The sequence below is a fragment of the Pseudomonas sp. Marseille-QA0892 genome (assembly GCF_054950135.1).
In genome coordinates this window covers 1,470,114-1,486,395 of record NZ_CM143104.1, presented here as the reverse complement: position 1 = coordinate 1,486,395, position 16,282 = coordinate 1,470,114, and the positions used below count along the sequence as shown (strand labels likewise).

Here is a 16,282-nt window from a genome sequence, read left to right as displayed (position 1 = left end):
ATCCAAAGAACCTTTGCGCCGTGAGCATAAATACACTGACCACCCTCTTGAGCGAAATGGCCGTTTTCGTCAGGGTCGTTGAAACCGGAAGTTTTTCCGAAGCGGCGCGCCAGTTGGGTACGACGCCGTCCTCTACCAGCCGAAGCGTCGCACGACTGGAGAAGGCATTGTCGACGCGGCTGCTGATCCGCACCACGCGCAAATTGCGGCTGAGCGAACGTGGTGAAGATATCTATCGACGCTGCGTGGACATGGTCAGCGCGGGACGTGCCGTGCTGGAGTACAGCGGAAATTTCAGCCAGACGCCCGAAGGCATCATTCGCTTGAGTGTGCCAAAGGCAGTCGGCCGTTTTCTCGTCCACCCTCACCTGCCGGATTTTCTCTGCCGCTACCCAAACGTCGATGTGCACATGAACCTGAGCGATCGGTATGTCGACCTTGTCGATGGCAACATCGACCTTGCGATACGGATCACGGATGCTCCGCCTGCCGGACTGAAGGGTCGCCAGCTTACCCGGATCGACCACCTGATCGCCGCAACGCCGCGTTATCTCGCCGAGCATGGAATGCCGACGCATCCGCGCGATCTCTCGAAGCACTGCTGCATCTGCCTAAGCGGGAGCCCAACGGACGCACGCTGGCGTTTCCAGCAGAACGGGAAGACCGTGAGCGTGAACGTCCGTGGCCGCTATGCTGCCAACCACACTGGAGCGCGTCTCGACGCTGTGCTACAGCATCTGGGGATTGGCAGCCTTCCCTACTTCACAGCGCGCCATGCGCTCCGCAAAGGCCTGATCGTTCAGGTGCTACCGGAGTGGACGTTCCAGAACCAGTATAGTGGTGGCGCATGGTTGCTCTATCCGGCGACGCGGCATTTGCAGCCAAAGCTGAAGGTATTCATTGATTTCCTGGCAGACCGCCTTGGACAGGAGGCAACGCTGGGGGCGAAAGTCGATAGCGAGCCGGCTGTACGTTCCCCTGACATGTACGAGTGCCCTGAAGCAGGCGGAGACTGGTGAGCGCGTGCGCCTACCTGTAATCAATCATCCGATATCTCTCGCCGGCCGACACGGCCATGCAGGTAACACCGCGTTCCGTCGACAGGGGGCAGCCATGGCTCTCGCCGAGCAGTCCAGCATTCGTACTGAGGGGTCAGGCGTCCGGGCTCATCCAGACACCCCAGGTAGACTTCGACCTCGTCGGCGGAACACGCGAATACGGACGAGCCGCACGTTTCGCAGAAGTGGCGTCCTGCATAACTGGCCGTGTCGCCCGTGACATGAACGTCGTACTGCCGATAAATCGCGGCCGCATAGAACACCGCGCCGTGATGCTTCCGGCAGTCGAGACAGTGGCAGATCCCCACCCGTAATGGGTCGCCGTGCGCCTCGATACGAACCTTTCCGCAAAAGCATCCACCGCTGATCGTCATATCAGTCACCTCGTAATAGATTCGACTGGCACTTCGCGCCGCCAACATGACAGCACGTTTACCACCGCTCCTGATCCACTGATAAGTGCCATAGATTCAGAACGTCGAGCCTGGCGCAGCGGTGCCGAGCAACGGTCTAATAGGGAAGCGGTCCGCGTACCTTCACTATGCGACAAACCGCCTTCCACTTGTCGCTCGGGCACAGCCTGTAGCGAAAAGCTGTTGTATTTTCGCCGCCCAGCACGTCAGCAACCTATACGGTGCATGCTTCCGTTACAGATAAACTAGGCGCTTCGTATAGGCTGGGCCGCCCGACGTATCGATGTTTTTCGCGGACTTACAGAACGATCCGTACCGGCCGCCTTCTATACGGCCAACGGGCTCAACAGGTCGCGCACTCAATGCTCAACGAACATTCCCGGCGTCCGGCCAGCAGTAACGGTAGGAAAACAGTGGCGCACACTTTGAACGACATTAGCCGTGAAGACCTCGAAGCCGAGGTAGCGCGCTTGCGCAAGGCTCTGGCCGAGGCGACGAGCAGTCCCGACACGCAACAAGCCAAACGCCCCAGTCGTGAGAGCGCGGCGCATCTCAAGGCGATTTTCGACAGTGCGATAGACTTCGCCATCGTTGTCACCGACCCTACCGGCATTGTGACCGATTGGAACTCCGGCGCTGCGCATGTCATGGGCTGGACGCTGGAAGAGATGTGCGGCCAAAACGTGGAGCGCATGTTCACCCCTGCAGATCGCAGCGCCGGCCGTCCCCAGGTGGAAATGACATGCGCACTAACAAATGGACGGGCCTCGGACGAACGCTGGCATCTGCGCAAGGATGGTCAGCACTTCTGGGCATCCGGCGAGATGATGCCGCTTCTGGGTGAAGACGGCACCCACCTGGGATTCATCAAGATTCTGCGCGACCGCACTGCCGAGCACCTCGCCGGCCGTACCTTGGAAGAGACCAAGGAGCGCTATCGCCTAGCTGCGAAGGCAACCAACGACGCTATCTGGGACTGGGACCTACGAGGCAACCTCGTTCTCTGGAACGAGGCACTCGAGCGCGCCTACGGGCATCCACTGGCCTCGGTAGACGCATCGGGGGACTGGTGGATGGACCACATTCATCCCGAAGACCGCTCACGCATCTGGGCGTCGATACATGCCGTCATCGATGGTGAAGGGGACGCGTGGACCGATGAATACCGCTTTCGGCGGTACGACGGCTCTTATGCCGAGGTGCTGGACCGCGGTCACGTGATCCGGGACGACCACGGCAGGGCAATGCGCATGATTGGCGCCATGCTGGATGTTACCCAGCTGCGTTCGGCCCAGTCCGCCCTGCGCAAGAGCGAAGACCGGTTCGTAAAGATTCTCGAAACGATCGAGGCTGCCTTCGCCATTGTGCAGGTCAAGTTCGATGAAAACGACCATCCGATCGACTACATGTTTTTGGAAGCGAACCCCGCCTTCGAACGCCAAGCCGGTGTGAACCTGCGAGGCAAGTGGGTGACCGAGTTTGCTCCAGACCTGGAGCAGTTCTGGTTCGATACCTATGGCCACGTAGCCAAGACGGGTCAGCCCCGCAACTTCGAAAGCTATGCCGCCGCCTTCAAGCGCTGGTTCGATGTTCGGGCCGTACAGGTCGGGGATCCGGCCGATCGACAGATTGCTATCCTCTTCAACGACGTTACCGAACGACGAAACGCGCAGGAACGCCTGCAGGCGAGCGAAGCTGTTGCGCGCGAAAACATAGAACGCGTGCAACTGGCACTGGCCGCCGGCGCGATTATCGGAACGTGGCATTGGGACCTTGTGGCGGGGCGTTTCGTCGTGGACGACGCCTTCGCGCTCGCGTTCGGTCTCGACCCTGCTCTGGACCTTCACAACCTGAGCCTGGAGGAGATTATCGCGACCGTACATCCGGACGACCAGGAAGGGCTGAAATCCGCTATCGCCGAAGTAATCGAGCGCAGCGGTGCCTACGCGCATCAATACCGGGTTCGGCGTAGGGATGGGAAGTACTACTGGATCGAAGCGAACGGCAAGGTCGACCATGCGCCGGATGGCACGCCCCTTCGTTTCCCGGGCGTACTCATCGATGTCGAAGAACGCCGCGCGGTCGAAGCCGAGCGTGACCGGGCCATCGCTGCACTCCGCTCGCTCAACGATACCCTTGAGTCTAGGGTCGCGGAGCGCACCGCTGATCTCATGCAGGCCGAAGAGAAGCTGCGTCAGTCGCAGAAGATGGAAGCGGTCGGCCAGCTTACGGGCGGTCTCGCCCACGACTTCAACAATCTCCTCGCGGGCATTTCCGGTTCGCTGGAATTGATGAACACACGGGTCGCACAGGGTCGCCTGAAGGATCTGGACAAATACATGATGGCCGCTCAGGGTGCAGCGAAGCGTGCCGCTGCCCTCACCCACCGATTGTTGGCCTTCTCCCGGCGTCAGACCCTCGATCCCCGCCCAACCGACGTCAACCTGTTGATGACAGGCATGACCGAGCTGATCCAGCGCACCGTAGGCCCGAGCATCACGGTAGAGACTGTCGGCGCCACAGGGCTTTGGCCTGCGCTGGTCGATGCGAGCCAGCTGGAAAATGCGCTGCTCAACCTATGCATCAATGCTCGCGATGCCATGCCGGATGGCGGACGTATCACGATCGAAACCGCGAACCGCTGGATGGATCGAGAAGCCGCGCGCACCCATGACGTGCCCGAAGGCCAATACCTGTCCCTTTGCGTCACGGACACCGGCACGGGTATGACGCCCGATGTGATCGCCAAGGCCTTCGATCCCTTCTTCACCACCAAACCCATCGGCGAAGGCACTGGCCTCGGCCTTTCGATGATTTACGGTTTCGCCAAACAGTCAGGCGGGCAGGTCCGTATCTACTCCGAGATAGGCCTGGGAACGACGATTTGCATCTATCTGCCCCGCTACTTCGGCTCGACCGTGCAGGATACAGAGCATGCAGAGGCGATTCTGGCTCCGGTCGCGGAAGTAGGCGAAACCATTCTGATCGTGGACGACGAACCTACCGTACGCATGCTGCTTGCAGATGTGCTGAGCGATCTGGGCTACACCGTCATCGAGGCGGCTGACAGCGTCGCAGGCCTCAAGGTGCTGCGTTCGGATGTGCGTATCGATCTTCTGATCAGTGACGTCGGCTTGCCAGGCGGCATGAATGGCCGGCAGATGGCCGATGCAGGCCGTGAGATTCGTCCCGGCCTGAAGACCCTGTTCATCACCGGCTATGCTGAGAACGCGGCCATCGGCAACGGTCACCTCGGTCCTGGCATGCAGGTGGTCACAAAGCCGTTCGCAGTGGACGCACTGGCTGCACGGGTCCGCCAGCTGATGATGGAGTGATTTGCAGGCGCTCGGCCCGAGCGATGGTGGCGTACACTCGAATACCCTCCAGTCGCTCGAGGCCGACCGCTCATGTCCGCTCCTGCACGTTTCACCGAATTGCTGGGTATCCAGTATCCCTTGATCCAGGCACCCATGGCAGGCGTGTCGACGCCTGAACTCGCGGCCGCCGTCTCCAACGCAGGGGCGCTGGGTTCACTGGGCATCGGTGCGAGCAGCCCTGCACAAGCGCGCGCGATGATCGAGCGTACGCAATCATTGACCTCGAAACCCATCAACGTGAATGTGTTCTGTCATACCACGGCGTCACGCGACGCCGCCCGCGACGACGCCTGGCTTACGCATCTGAAACCGCTCTTCGATGAAGTGGGCGCGACACTGCCCGACCGGCTCGAGGCCATTTATCCATCTTACCTTGAGAGCGAAGAAACCTACGCGCTGTTGCTGGAATTGCGTCCGGCGGTCATCAGCTTCCACTTCGGGCTGCCGCCGGCTGGCCAGATCGATACCATGAAAGCAGCGGGAATTCGCACGCTTGCGACGGCGACGAACATTGAAGAAGCAAGACTCGCTGTCGACGCCGGTATCGACGCGATCATCGCGCAAGGCATCGAGGCAGGAGGCCACCGTGGCCTGTTCGATCCCGAGGCGCCGGATGAACGCCTGCCAGCAGCGGTACTTACCCGTCTGCTGTCCACATCACTGGACGTACCGGTGGTCGCCGCGGGTGGCATCATGGACGGCGCCAGTATGCGCGCCGCGTTCGATCTGGGCGCTTCGGCAGCGCAACTCGGTACTGCGTTCGTTCCTTGCCCAGAATCTTCTGCCAATGCGGCTTACCGGGCAGCCCTGAAAGATGAGCGCGCCCATCGGACGCAGCTGACTTCCGCCATCTCAGGGCGCCCCGCGCGCGGCCTCTTCAACCGGTTCATTGAATGGGGTGAATCCCCTTCGGCACCCGTGCCCGCGGCGTACCCAATGGCCTACGATGCGAACAAGCAATTGAACGCGGTGGCGACGACAATGGGCGAGCATGGCTTCGCAGCCCAGTGGGCCGGTCAAGGCGCACCGCTGGCGAGAGCGCTGCCAGCGGCCGAGTTGATCGAAACGCTTATCCGCGAGTGGCAGCAGCGCTGACAAGGGCCGGGCAACTCTTCCAGATCAGCGGCCCGAAAGCGTAGCTGCGCGCCGAAACTGGCTGGGCGTCATACCCGTCATGGATCTGAATTGGCGGGTAAACGCACTGTGGTCCGTGTAACCACAACGTAGTGCAATTTCCGTGATGGGGATGTCCGACAGCAAAAGTCGACTGGCGTGTTCCAGTCTCGCCTTGAGGATCATTTGTCGAGGCGTGAGGTGGAACACCCGCTTGCAGTAACGCTCGAGACCTGCGACCGAAATACCCGCGATCTGCGTGAGCTCCTTCATGCTGATCGTTCGATTGAAATGGGCGCGGATGTAATCGTCGACCTGGGCCAGCCGCGCATACGCAGGATGCGTATCATGCGTGGATTGCAGGTCGAGCGAGATACCGGCGAGCCCGATGACCCGGCCGCGATCATCGTGTATCGGACGCTTGTGGGTCAGGCACCAGCCTGGCTTGCGGCTGCCGTAGAGATGCAATTCCAGTTGGTCGCTCAGAGCGACGCCTTTCCGCAGGACCCGCTGATCCTGATCCGTATAGCCTGAGCCGAACTGGGAAGGAAAAACGTCAGCGCTGGTCTTGCCGCGCAAAGGCGCCGGGTCAGCGAAACCGCACCGCTGCACCAGGGTGCGGTTGGCAAATACGTATCGCGCTTGCGCATCCTTCAGGAAGATCGTGGCATTCGGAATGACGTCCAGTAGCGGAAGTATCGGCGCGAGGTGCACAAGCACGTCAGCCATGCTTGATGGCCGCTTTCCCGCACTCCCCTCGCACCAATCCGCAAGTTGATCCGGTTCCATCAAGCTTCCCTTGCAGCTAAATCAGCGGAAATCCGCACGAAACGCCCAAGCGTTGAGCGTATTTCGTACCATGGAAAGACGCAACGTCCACGACTGCGGCGCGTCACAACCCATCTACAGCGCCCGCAAGTACACAGGTCTAGCCCGAAATAGGTTCGCTCCCGCCATAGCCTCACTTGCGAGCGGCTGAAAGGCGTCCTATGCGCCCGGCACACGACCCTGCCGATTTCGTCATCACGCCGACGAAATCAATCAAGCGTCTACCGCCTATTCGCAGCCACTGTATAGGTGCATTCGTCGAACACAGGACGGCGACTGAAAGGCTCCCGAGTAGGCCGGTGATTTCTGACAAATCCGGGAAACGGACAGCATGAAACAGATACACGTCATTGACTCCCATACGGGCGGGGAGCCCACTCGACTGGTGCTGGACGGCTTCCCTGCGCTGGACGGCGACACCATGCAGGCGCGCTTGCAGAGGCTACGAACCGACCACGACCACTGGCGCCGGGCCTGCCTGCTCGAGCCACGAGGCAATGATGTATTGGTCGGTGCGCTCTACTGCGAGCCCGTTACGCCTGGCGCTACGTGTGGCGTGATCTTCTTCAACAACGCGGGCTATCTGGGGATGTGTGGTCACGGCACTATCGGATTGATCGCATCGCTGCATCATCTGGGCCGCATCGTACCCGGCATCCATACAATCGATACGCCGGTGGGCACCGTAAGCGCGACGTTGCACGAAAGCGGTGAGGTGACCCTGTGCAACGTGCTCGCCTATCGCTACCGCCAGCAGGTAGCGGTCGATCTACCCGGCTTTGGTTCCATACGGGGCGACGTTGCCTGGGGCGGAAACTGGTTCTTCCTGGTGTCCGACCATGGCCAGTCGTTAGATATCGGCAATGTCGAGCACCTGACGCACTTCACCTGGACGATGCTGGCAGCGCTCGAAGCACAGGGCATTACCGGCGAAGACGGCGCAAGGATAGACCACATCGAACTGTTCGCTGAGGCCGCAGGCGCCGATAGCCGTAACTTCGTGATGTGCCCGGGGAAGGCATACGACCGATCCCCTTGCGGCACCGGAACCTGCGCAAAACTGGCCTGCCTTGCAGCTGGCCGCTTGTTGGAGCCAGGCGAGCCGTGGGTACAGGCCAGCATCACGGGAAGCCGGTTCGAGGGCCGTTACGAGTGGGAAGGCGATCGCATTCGGCCCTACATCACAGGCCGCGCGTACGTGACCGCCGACAGTACCTTGCTCGTCGACGAAAACGACCCCTTTGCCTGGGGCATCGGAACCCCATAGCCCCTTCCACTTCTGGAGCCCTGCTCATGCATACGACGATTTTCAACGGCTGCATCCCGGCATTGATGACCCCATGTACGAACGATCGCCGGCCAGATTTTGATGCATTGGTAACCAAAGGCCGCGAATTGATCGACGTCGGGATGAGCGCGGTCGTTTACTGCGGGTCCATGGGCGACTGGCCTTTACTGACCAAAGCTCAACGCCAGGAAGGTGTAGCTCGCCTGGTCGCCGCCGGCGTTCCGACCATTGTAGGTACGGGCGCCGTGAACAGCCGGGAGGCCGTCGCGCATGCCACACATGCTGCAGATGTGGGCGCCCATGGGCTGATGGTCATTCCTCGCGTGTTGTCACGTGGTGCCTCACCGGCCGCACAAAAAGCCCATTTCTCCGCAATTCTCGATGCCGCCCCCAGCCTCCCGGCGATCATCTATAACAGTCCCTATTACGGTTTTGCGACGCGTGCCGATCTGTTCTTCGAGCTTCGTCGCAAGCACTCGAACCTGATCGGCTTCAAGGAATTCGGAGGCTCAGTCGATATGCGCTACGCCGCCGAACACATCACGTCCGGCAGCGACGACGTCACACTGATGGTTGGCGTCGATACCCAGGTCGTGCACGGCTTCGTGAATTGCGGCGCGACCGGCGCAATCACGGGCATCGGGAACGCACTGCCACGCGAGGTCCTGCAGCTGGTCGCGCTGAGCAAGCAGGCGGCGAGTGGCGACGCAACGGCGCGACGCCTGGCGCGCGAGCTGGAATCGGCATTGGCCGTTCTATCGTCCTTTGACGAGGGCTGTGACCTTGTCCTGTATTACAAGCACCTGATGGTATTGAACGGCAATACCGAGTACGCCCTGCATTTCAACGAAACCGATGTGCTCAGCGATGCTCAGCGCCGCTATGCCGAAACCCAGTACGCCTTGTTCCGCCAGTGGTACTCGGATTGGCCGAAGCAGGTAGACATGGCGTAATCGCCAACGGTGGCGTCCCTGAGCGGTCGGCACCTGGGCCCGAAGGTCATGTGTTCACGCGCTTTCCGACTGTAGGCCAGAGACAAACCATGAGTTCATCGACCGTTCACACCGTAGACGACTCGCCGGACATTGCTGTCGTGGGTGCTGGCGTCGTCGGCGTATGCTGCGCGCTTGCATTGGCCAGACGCGGCCTGCGCGTGAGCGTATTGGACCCCAAGGAACCCGGGCGGGGCGCCTCCTACGGCAATGCAGGGCATTTGGCGGCCGAGCAGGTCTTTCCCATCGCTGACCTGTCCATTCTCAGGCAATTACCCGCCATGCTTTCCGACCCGACCGGGCCCTTACGGCTGGACTGGCGCTACCTCCCAAAGGCACTTCCGTGGTTCATGCGATTGCTATGGAACCTGCGCGATGCCCCTTATCGTCAGTCGATCGGCGGCATCCGCGCACTGAACGAACAGAGCGTGGGCGCTTGGCAGCGGCTGCTGACGTCGATCGGGCAGCCGCATCTGATGAAGCCTGACGGTTCTCTTCTGGTGTACGAGCGTCCCGAATCCTCCCCGGCGCTCGAGGCGCTGAGGGTGCGCATGCACGAGCAACAGGTAGCTGTCGAGCGCTGGGACGCGCCACGGATCCGCGCGGCCGCGCCAGCCCTCAGCGAACGCCTGCAAGGGGGTCTCTTCTTCCCGGAGACCGCCCATTTCATCAACCCCTACCGCGCCGTCTCAGCCCTTGTCGCGTCTGCAAAGCAGCTGGGCGTGACGTTCGAGCAGGCGCGGGTACTCGGCGGCACGGTTGGCGTAAACGGCGTTCTACTGGAGACCGACAAAGGCAATCGCGCCGCCCGGTGCGTGCTGATTGCGAGCGGCGCGCATTCGGCGCCTGTCACCGCCGCATTGACAGGCAAACACGTCCCCCTTGATACCGAGCGGGGCTATCACCTGATGCTACCCCACGAGCAGGATCGTTTGCCCTTCGCCGTCACCTCGCTCGAGCGCCGATTCATCATGACGCCCATGGCCGACGGCTTGCGATTGGCCGGTACGGTCGAATTCGCAGGTCTGGAACGGCCACTTACCCCATCACGGGCGCGGCAGCTGGAACGGCTTAGTGAGGGCCTTTTCGGTCAGGCGCTGGACACGTCGGACGCCACCGAATGGATGGGTTTTCGCCCATCCTTACCGGACTCGCTCCCAATCATCGACAAGGTAAGGGACGGGAAGGTCCTGCTCGCATTCGGGCATCATCACCTGGGGATGACCCAGGCTGCCGTAACAGCGGAGATGATCGCGCAAATGGCCAGCCCCGGCGCGCCAGGCGGGGCCGCACTGCCCTCTGCGGTTCGCTATCGACTGGATCGGTTCTGACAGGCGCATGCTGATTCTGTGAACCGGTGGTACAGCAACGCCCGCAATGCTGGGCTAACCTCCCCCGCTTTTCACAGGGAGTGATGCACATGAGCGGAAAACCTGCAGCCCGCCTTTCCGACCCCACCGCCTGCCCAAAGAAGGGCCATGGCCCGAACGCCGTCGCGTCGGGCTCGTCTGACGTGATCATCGACGGCCTGCCCGCGGCGCGGATGGGTGATGCCACCGAATGCGGAAGCGCCATCGTCGGCGCCGTTTCGGGTACGGTCTTCATCAATGGCCGAAATGCGGCCGTCGTGGGCAGCACCGGCAGCCATGACGATGTGATCACGGCTGGATCGGGCACGGTGCTGATCGGCTGAGCGTCAAGCCTCCGATCGCTTTGGACTCAGGCGCCTGTCGCACTTCTCCAGCAGGCGCCGCTCCTTTCTTTATCAGCCTTCCACCTGGCTCCATTGCTTGCTCAGGCGCTTGTCAGACACAGGAATCCGTGTACCGAGCTGCTGTGCCCACAGGGAGACCCGATACTCTTCCAGCATCCAGCGATACAGCACCAGCTCGCCGTCGCGCTTGCCCTCCTGCTCGTGCTTCGCGCGCCGTGCCTGGTATTGCTCCCAATACCCTGCAAGCTCACCGGACCAGACCCGATCCCGCTGCAGCTGTGCACCGATCTTCTCGAACCGCTGCTCGACGCCCTTCAGATACCGTGGGTATTCCTTGAGCCACTCTAGCGGCGTCTCGCGCACGAAGCCCGGATAGATCAGGTTTGCCAACTGTGCCTTGATGTCATTTAGCGCAACCGCCTGAGCCAGATCGATCTTGCCCTTGAAGCGTTTCTGGAGCGCATGCCACTGCTTGAGGATGCCGAGCACAAGACGCGACAGGCGTTCAGCGTGCTCAACCCAGTCGCCGCGTTTGCGTTCGGCCAGCGACGCGAGCGCAGCACCGTCACGCGGCAGGGTTGGCTCGCCTTCGAGTATCGCGCTGTCGAGGCTGGCCAGGAGGATGTCCTCGGTCAATGCATCGACCCTGCCCAGCTCACGGTACAGCATGCCCATATCGGTGAGGCCTGGGAGCTTGCCGCGCAAAAACTTGGCCTGTTCACCCAGCTGTTGCAGCAGCAACCGCTGCAACGCGCGGTGGTGCTGGAACCCGGCTTCGGCCTGGGTCGAGAAGCGGCCTTCTTTTACCGCGCCGCCCTCTTCTACCAACGCGGGGTAGACGGTCATCGAAAGCCCGGCGATCTTCTGCTGCGCTTTTTCCGGTACTTCCCCGAACGCCTTCGCCTCGACGGGTCCGGCCGGCTCCGCCTTCTTGGGTGAGATGGCAAGCGCCGCCTGGCTTTCCCTGGAAAACTGGGCGGTCAATGCGGCCAGATCGCGACCTTCGCCCAGGAAGCGCCCATTGGCATCGACCACTTCGATGTTCATGCGCAGATGCCGCTCAAGCCCTTCAGCGGCCTCAGGCCAAGCGTCTTCAGGGATGCGAGCGCCGGTCATGCGCTGCAATTCCCGACCCAGGCTCTCATACAACGAGCCCTGGCCGAACGTAATTTTCTCCAGGGCCGCGCGTACGAAGTCAGGTACCGGTACGAAGTTTTTGCGCACTGCTTTCGGAAGCCCACGGACCAGCGCCACGCTCTTGTCGTAGATCAGCCCAGGAACCAGCCAATCCAGTCGCTCGGCAGGCAACTGTGGCAAAAGCGGCGCAGGTACACGCAGCGTCACGCCATCACGCGGATGAGTGGGCTCGAACTCATAGGACAGCGGCAACTGGAGCTCACCGATACGCAGGCTGTCCGGGTATTGCGCAGCGGTGACTTCGCTCGCCTCACGAGCCAGCACATCTTCTTCGCGCATGATCAATAGCTGGGGATTGTTCGCACTCTCACGCCGATACCAGTTATCGAAGCTGGAGGTCTGGTATATGTCGGCAGGCAGGTGCTTGTCGTAGTAGCCGAACAGCGTTTCCTCGTCAGCCAGAATATCGCGACGTCGCGCCTTGGCTTCGAGTTCGTCGAGCTTTTCCAGCAGGCGTTTGTTGGCACCGAGCGCCTTTGCACGACTATTAATATCGCCCCGCACCAGCCCTTCCCGGATAAACAGTTCGCGCGCGACTGATGGGTCGATCGGTCCGTAATGCACGGCCCGGCGGCCAACGATGATGAGTCCGTACAGGCTCACCTGTTCGTACGCCACGACCTGGCCGCGCTTCTTCTCCCAATGCGGCTCCAGGTGATTCTTCTTCACCAGATGCACAGCTAGTGGCTCGATCCAGTCCGGCTCAATCTTCGCAACCATGCGCGCGAACAGCTTTGTGGTCTCGACGAGTTCGGCCGCCATGATCCAATTGGGCTTCTTGCGGCCCAGGACACTCGAGGGATGAACCCAGAAGCGGCGCTGCCGCGCGCCGTTGAAGTCACCGTCCTCGGTCTTCTGGCCGATCTGGCTCAGCAGCCCGGAGAGAATGGCCTTGTGGACCGCTGCGTAACCTCGTGCGCGCTGCGCTGCCTCGGACTGCTCGACCTGCTGCCGGGCGATCGCATTGACCCGGTTATCCTTGGTTGGTGTCGGTGCTGCCTTGGCGTTGCTAGACGACTCAGCTTCTGCGTCACGCTTCGTATCGGCCTTTGCGGCGGGTGCGCCGTGGCCCTTGTTGCCAAGCTTGAGCTCGCGGCACAACAAGGTCAGTTGGCGGTGCGCGTCACGCCATTCACGCAACCGAAGATAATTGAGGAAGTTCTTCTTACACCAGGTGCGCAGCGCGTTCGAGCCCAGTGCCTGGCGCTGTTCTTCGAAGCCACGCCACAGATTAACTAGCGCTGCAAAGTCCGAGTCCGGATCCTTCCATTGTGCATGCGCTTGATCAGCCGCCTGCTGCCGCTCCATCGGACGTTCACGGGGATCCTGCACGGACAGCGCGCTGACTACGATGAGCACTTCCTCCAGGCTCCCCTGCGTCACCGCTTCGAGCACCATGCGCCCCAGGCGAGGGTCGATTGGCAGACGCGCCAGCTGACGCCCCAAAGGCGTCAGCTGGTTCTCGCGGTTGACCGCCGACAGCTCCTGCAACAGGGTGAAGCCATCACTGACCGCCTTGCCATCCGGTGGCTCGATGAAAGGGAAATCATCGATGCGACCGAGTCGCAGGTGCAGCATTTGCAGAATGACGGCAGCAAGGTTGGTCCGCAGTATCTCGGGATCCGTGAACTCGGGACGGCCGACGAAATCTTCCTCGCTGTATAGACGAATGCAGATACCCGGCTCCACACGCCCGCAACGGCCTTTACGCTGGTTCGCGCTGGCCTGCGAGATCGCCTCGATAGGTAGCCGCTGAACCTTGGCGCGGTAGCTGTATCGGCTGATCCGTGCGGTGCCCGAATCGATCACATAGCGGATGCCCGGCACGGTCAGCGAGGTTTCAGCCACGTTGGTCGCGAGCACAACCTTGCGCCCCGGCCGCGGTTGGAAAATCTTTTGCTGTTCCCCTGGCGTCAGGCGTGCATAGAGCGGAAGCACTTCGGTAAAACGAAGGTTCGCCTTGCGCAAGGCTTCGGCAGCCTCGCGGATCTCGCGCTCACCGGGCAGGAAGACAAGGACATCGCCCGGGCGCTGGCCCACGCTGCGCTCGTGCGCTTCGATTTCTTCAAGCGAGGCGAGAATGCCCTGGTCGACTGTAAGGTCATCCATGAGCGGTTCGCCGTCTTCATCCACTTCAGCCGCGAGCGGCCGGTACCAGGTCTCGACCGGATAGGTTCGACCGGAGACCTCCACCACGGGCGCATTGCCAAAATGCGCACTGAAACGCCCCAGGTCGATCGTGGCTGACGTGATGATGACTTTCAGATCCGGCCGACGCGGCAGCAGTGTCTTCAGGTAGCCAAGCAGGAAATCGATGTTCAGTGAGCGCTCGTGGGCCTCGTCGACGATGATGGTGTCGTAGCGCTCCAAAAAACGATCATGCTGCGTTTCGGCCAGCAGGATGCCATCCGTCATCAGCTTGATCAGGCTGCGCGCATTGGACTGGTCTTCAAAGCGGACCTGATAACCCACCAATTCGCCGAGTGGCGTACCGATTTCCTCGGCCACACGGGTGGCCACACTGCGAGCGGCCAGTCGACGAGGCTGAGTGTGGCCAATCAGCCCATGAACGCCACGCCCAAGCTCAAGGCAGATCTTTGGAAGTTGAGTCGTCTTGCCCGACCCGGTTTCACCTGCAATCACAACCACCTGATGGTTGGCGATAGCATGCTTTATCTCGTCGCGCTTCGCTGCGATCGGCAATGCTTCGTCATAGCGCATCGGCGGAACGCTGCCACGTCTCGCCTCGGCGCTCTCACATGACGATTGGAAACGTTCCAGCCATTTCGCCAGCCTGGCGTCGTCGGGTTGTTTCTGCAGCTCATGGAGCTGGCGGCGCAGGCGGTGCCGATCGGCAATCATCGCCTGATCGAGGTTCTTGAGCAGGGAAGCGATGGCGGGCTTGGGGTCGGACATCAGGCTCGAACAGTCTCGGAGGAAAGCATCAATTGTCGCAGATTTACCCGCCTCTCACGATGCCGCTGGCCGGACCACAGCGGCACATCGCTTCCTGGGCAGCGGCACCGCGCCAATGTGCACCTGCTACCGCTGTCCTGTCATGGCGCAGAATGAGACCGTTGGCTCGTGTCGCCGGCATGTCGCGAACGTAGCCACGTAAACAGTGCGCCAGCCGCTATCGCGAATCCGGCTGCGGTGACGCCCAACCAGCCGAAATGCTGGTAGAGCATGGCGGACAATAATGAGCCCAATGAGCCACCGATGAAGTAGCCGGTCATGTAGCCTGCGTTCAGCCGACTCCTGGCTTCCGGCCGCAGCTTGTAGACCACGTTCTGGTTGCTGACGTGAGACAGCTGGACGGCCAGATCAAGTAGCACGACGCCGATCAATAGGGCCAAAAGCGAGTTCTGGGCAAACGCCAGCGGCACCCAGGACAGTAGCAACGTCAGCAACCCGAGTGTCGTTGCCAATGCGCCTTTGCCTTTGTCAGCCATACGCCCAGCCATATTGGCAGCCAATGCACCAACGGCCCCTGCGAGCCCGAATAGGCCAATCGTGCCGTCCGGATAGCCGTAAGGCTCAGAGGCCAACATGAACGCCAACGGCGTCCAGAAGATGGCAAAGATCGCAAAACTCATCGCCCCAAGCGCTGTACGCACACGGTGTACAGGCTCGTCGCGTAGCAGCGTAAATACCGAACCAAGCAGGCGCGGGTATGACAGGCCTACTGACTGCTGATAGCGCGGCAAGGCGAACCGCAAGGCAATTGCCACGATGAGCATCAGGGCTGATGCCAGCATGTAGACCGTGCGCCAATCACCCACAGCGGACAAGGCGCCGGCGACCGTTCGCGCTAGCAATATGCCCAGAATCAGTCCGCTCATCACTGTGCCGACAACCCTGCCGCGCTCTTCGGGCGCGGCCAGCGTGGCGGCAAACGGAACGAGTACCTGCGCAACCACGGAGAATAGTCCGGTCAAGGCGGTACCGAGCAACAGCCAGCCAAGGCTCGTTGCACTGGCGCTAATGGCGAGTCCGGTAGCGGCGACGACGGTCATCGACACAATCAGCCGGCGGCGTTCGAGTAAGTCCCCCAGAGGAACGAGCAGCAGGAGGCCGATTGCATAACTGACCTGCGCCGTCGTCACGATGGCGCCGGCCTGTGAGAACGAAAGCTCGAAGCGCTCCGCGATCGTGTGGAGCAAGGGCTGGTTGTAGTAATTGCTGGCGACGGCAACGCCTGTTGCGACGGCCATCAACAGGACAAGCCAACGGCTTAGATGAACGTTATCAGTGGGGGTCATGTGGGCTCTTCGACGTCTCTACACGGCTTACGTGATCACA

General features: G+C 61.2%; 11 protein-coding genes. 7 read left to right on the top strand and 4 right to left on the bottom strand.

The features are described from left to right. The first annotated feature begins 20 nt into the window (after nt 1-20). A complete protein-coding gene (locus tag ACY8D3_RS06825) occupies nt 21-1,019 on the top strand; it encodes a LysR family transcriptional regulator (protein WP_462382774.1) in 999 nt (332 codons plus the stop codon). Nucleotides 1,020-1,039: 20 nt separating this feature from the next. Here the strand turns inward: ACY8D3_RS06825 and ACY8D3_RS06820 are convergent, their stop codons facing one another. Next, complete coding sequence (locus ACY8D3_RS06820; protein ID WP_462382772.1) at nt 1,040-1,432, bottom strand: GFA family protein; 393 nt, start codon at nt 1,430-1,432, stop codon at nt 1,040-1,042. Nucleotides 1,433-1,896: 464 nt separating this feature from the next. On the opposite strand from ACY8D3_RS06820, the gene ACY8D3_RS06815 reads away from it, so the two are divergent. Then, entirely contained in the window at nt 1,897-4,806 is a 2,910-nt protein-coding gene (locus tag ACY8D3_RS06815; protein ID WP_462382770.1) for a PAS domain-containing hybrid sensor histidine kinase/response regulator, read from the top strand. A gap of 72 nt (nt 4,807-4,878) precedes the next feature. After that, nucleotides 4,879-5,943 carry an NAD(P)H-dependent flavin oxidoreductase gene (locus ACY8D3_RS06810; RefSeq protein ID WP_462382768.1) on the top strand — a complete coding sequence of 355 codons (1,065 nt, stop codon included), beginning with the start codon at nt 4,879-4,881 and terminating at the stop codon, nt 5,941-5,943. Between the two features lie 24 nt (nt 5,944-5,967). Here ACY8D3_RS06810 and ACY8D3_RS06805 read toward each other — a convergent pair whose 3' ends face one another. Continuing rightward, nucleotides 5,968-6,750: a helix-turn-helix domain-containing protein gene (locus ACY8D3_RS06805; RefSeq protein WP_462382766.1), complete on the bottom strand. Its 783-nt coding sequence runs from the start codon at nt 6,748-6,750 to the stop codon at nt 5,968-5,970. A gap of 370 nt (nt 6,751-7,120) precedes the next feature. On the opposite strand from ACY8D3_RS06805, the gene ACY8D3_RS06800 reads away from it, so the two are divergent. The 4 genes from ACY8D3_RS06800 to ACY8D3_RS06785 all read left to right on the top strand — a co-directional run bounded on the left by ACY8D3_RS06800 (nt 7,121) and on the right by ACY8D3_RS06785 (nt 10,762). Further along, complete coding sequence (locus tag ACY8D3_RS06800; protein WP_462382764.1) at nt 7,121-8,056, top strand: 4-hydroxyproline epimerase; 936 nt, start codon at nt 7,121-7,123, stop codon at nt 8,054-8,056. 26 nt (nt 8,057-8,082) lie between these two features. Then, nucleotides 8,083-9,030, top strand: coding sequence for a dihydrodipicolinate synthase family protein (locus ACY8D3_RS06795; RefSeq protein ID WP_462382762.1), 948 nt, complete (start codon nt 8,083-8,085; stop codon nt 9,028-9,030). Nucleotides 9,031-9,119: 89 nt separating this feature from the next. Further along, a complete protein-coding gene (locus tag ACY8D3_RS06790) occupies nt 9,120-10,400 on the top strand; it encodes an NAD(P)/FAD-dependent oxidoreductase (protein ID WP_462382760.1) in 1,281 nt (426 codons plus the stop codon). 89 nt (nt 10,401-10,489) lie between these two features. Beyond that, on the top strand, nt 10,490-10,762 hold the full coding sequence (locus ACY8D3_RS06785; protein ID WP_462382758.1) for a PAAR domain-containing protein: 273 nt from the start codon (nt 10,490-10,492) through the stop codon (nt 10,760-10,762). A gap of 72 nt (nt 10,763-10,834) precedes the next feature. Here ACY8D3_RS06785 and hrpA read toward each other — a convergent pair whose 3' ends face one another. Both hrpA and ACY8D3_RS06775 read right to left on the bottom strand, forming a co-directional pair. Then, nucleotides 10,835-14,896: an ATP-dependent RNA helicase HrpA gene (hrpA, locus tag ACY8D3_RS06780; RefSeq protein ID WP_462382756.1), complete on the bottom strand. Its 4,062-nt coding sequence runs from the start codon at nt 14,894-14,896 to the stop codon at nt 10,835-10,837. A gap of 140 nt (nt 14,897-15,036) precedes the next feature. Next, nucleotides 15,037-16,242, bottom strand: a complete 1,206-nt coding sequence (locus ACY8D3_RS06775) for an MFS transporter (protein WP_462382754.1) — start codon at nt 16,240-16,242, stop codon at nt 15,037-15,039. Nucleotides 16,243-16,282: the final 40 nt, after the last annotated feature.

Coding starts and splice junctions, on each gene's coding strand:
- ACY8D3_RS06820 (WP_462382772.1), bottom strand. CDS start 1,432: ATGACGATCAGCGGTGGATGCTTTTGCGGAAAGGTTCGTATCGAGGCG.
- ACY8D3_RS06810 (WP_462382768.1), top strand. CDS start 4,879: ATGTCCGCTCCTGCACGTTTCACCGAATTGCTGGGTATCCAGTATCCC.
- ACY8D3_RS06805 (WP_462382766.1), bottom strand. CDS start 6,750: ATGGAACCGGATCAACTTGCGGATTGGTGCGAGGGGAGTGCGGGAAAG.
- ACY8D3_RS06800 (WP_462382764.1), top strand. CDS start 7,121: ATGAAACAGATACACGTCATTGACTCCCATACGGGCGGGGAGCCCACT.
- ACY8D3_RS06795 (WP_462382762.1), top strand. CDS start 8,083: ATGCATACGACGATTTTCAACGGCTGCATCCCGGCATTGATGACCCCA.
- ACY8D3_RS06790 (WP_462382760.1), top strand. CDS start 9,120: ATGAGTTCATCGACCGTTCACACCGTAGACGACTCGCCGGACATTGCT.
- ACY8D3_RS06785 (WP_462382758.1), top strand. CDS start 10,490: ATGAGCGGAAAACCTGCAGCCCGCCTTTCCGACCCCACCGCCTGCCCA.
- hrpA (WP_462382756.1), bottom strand. CDS start 14,896: ATGTCCGACCCCAAGCCCGCCATCGCTTCCCTGCTCAAGAACCTCGAT.
- ACY8D3_RS06775 (WP_462382754.1), bottom strand. CDS start 16,242: ATGACCCCCACTGATAACGTTCATCTAAGCCGTTGGCTTGTCCTGTTG.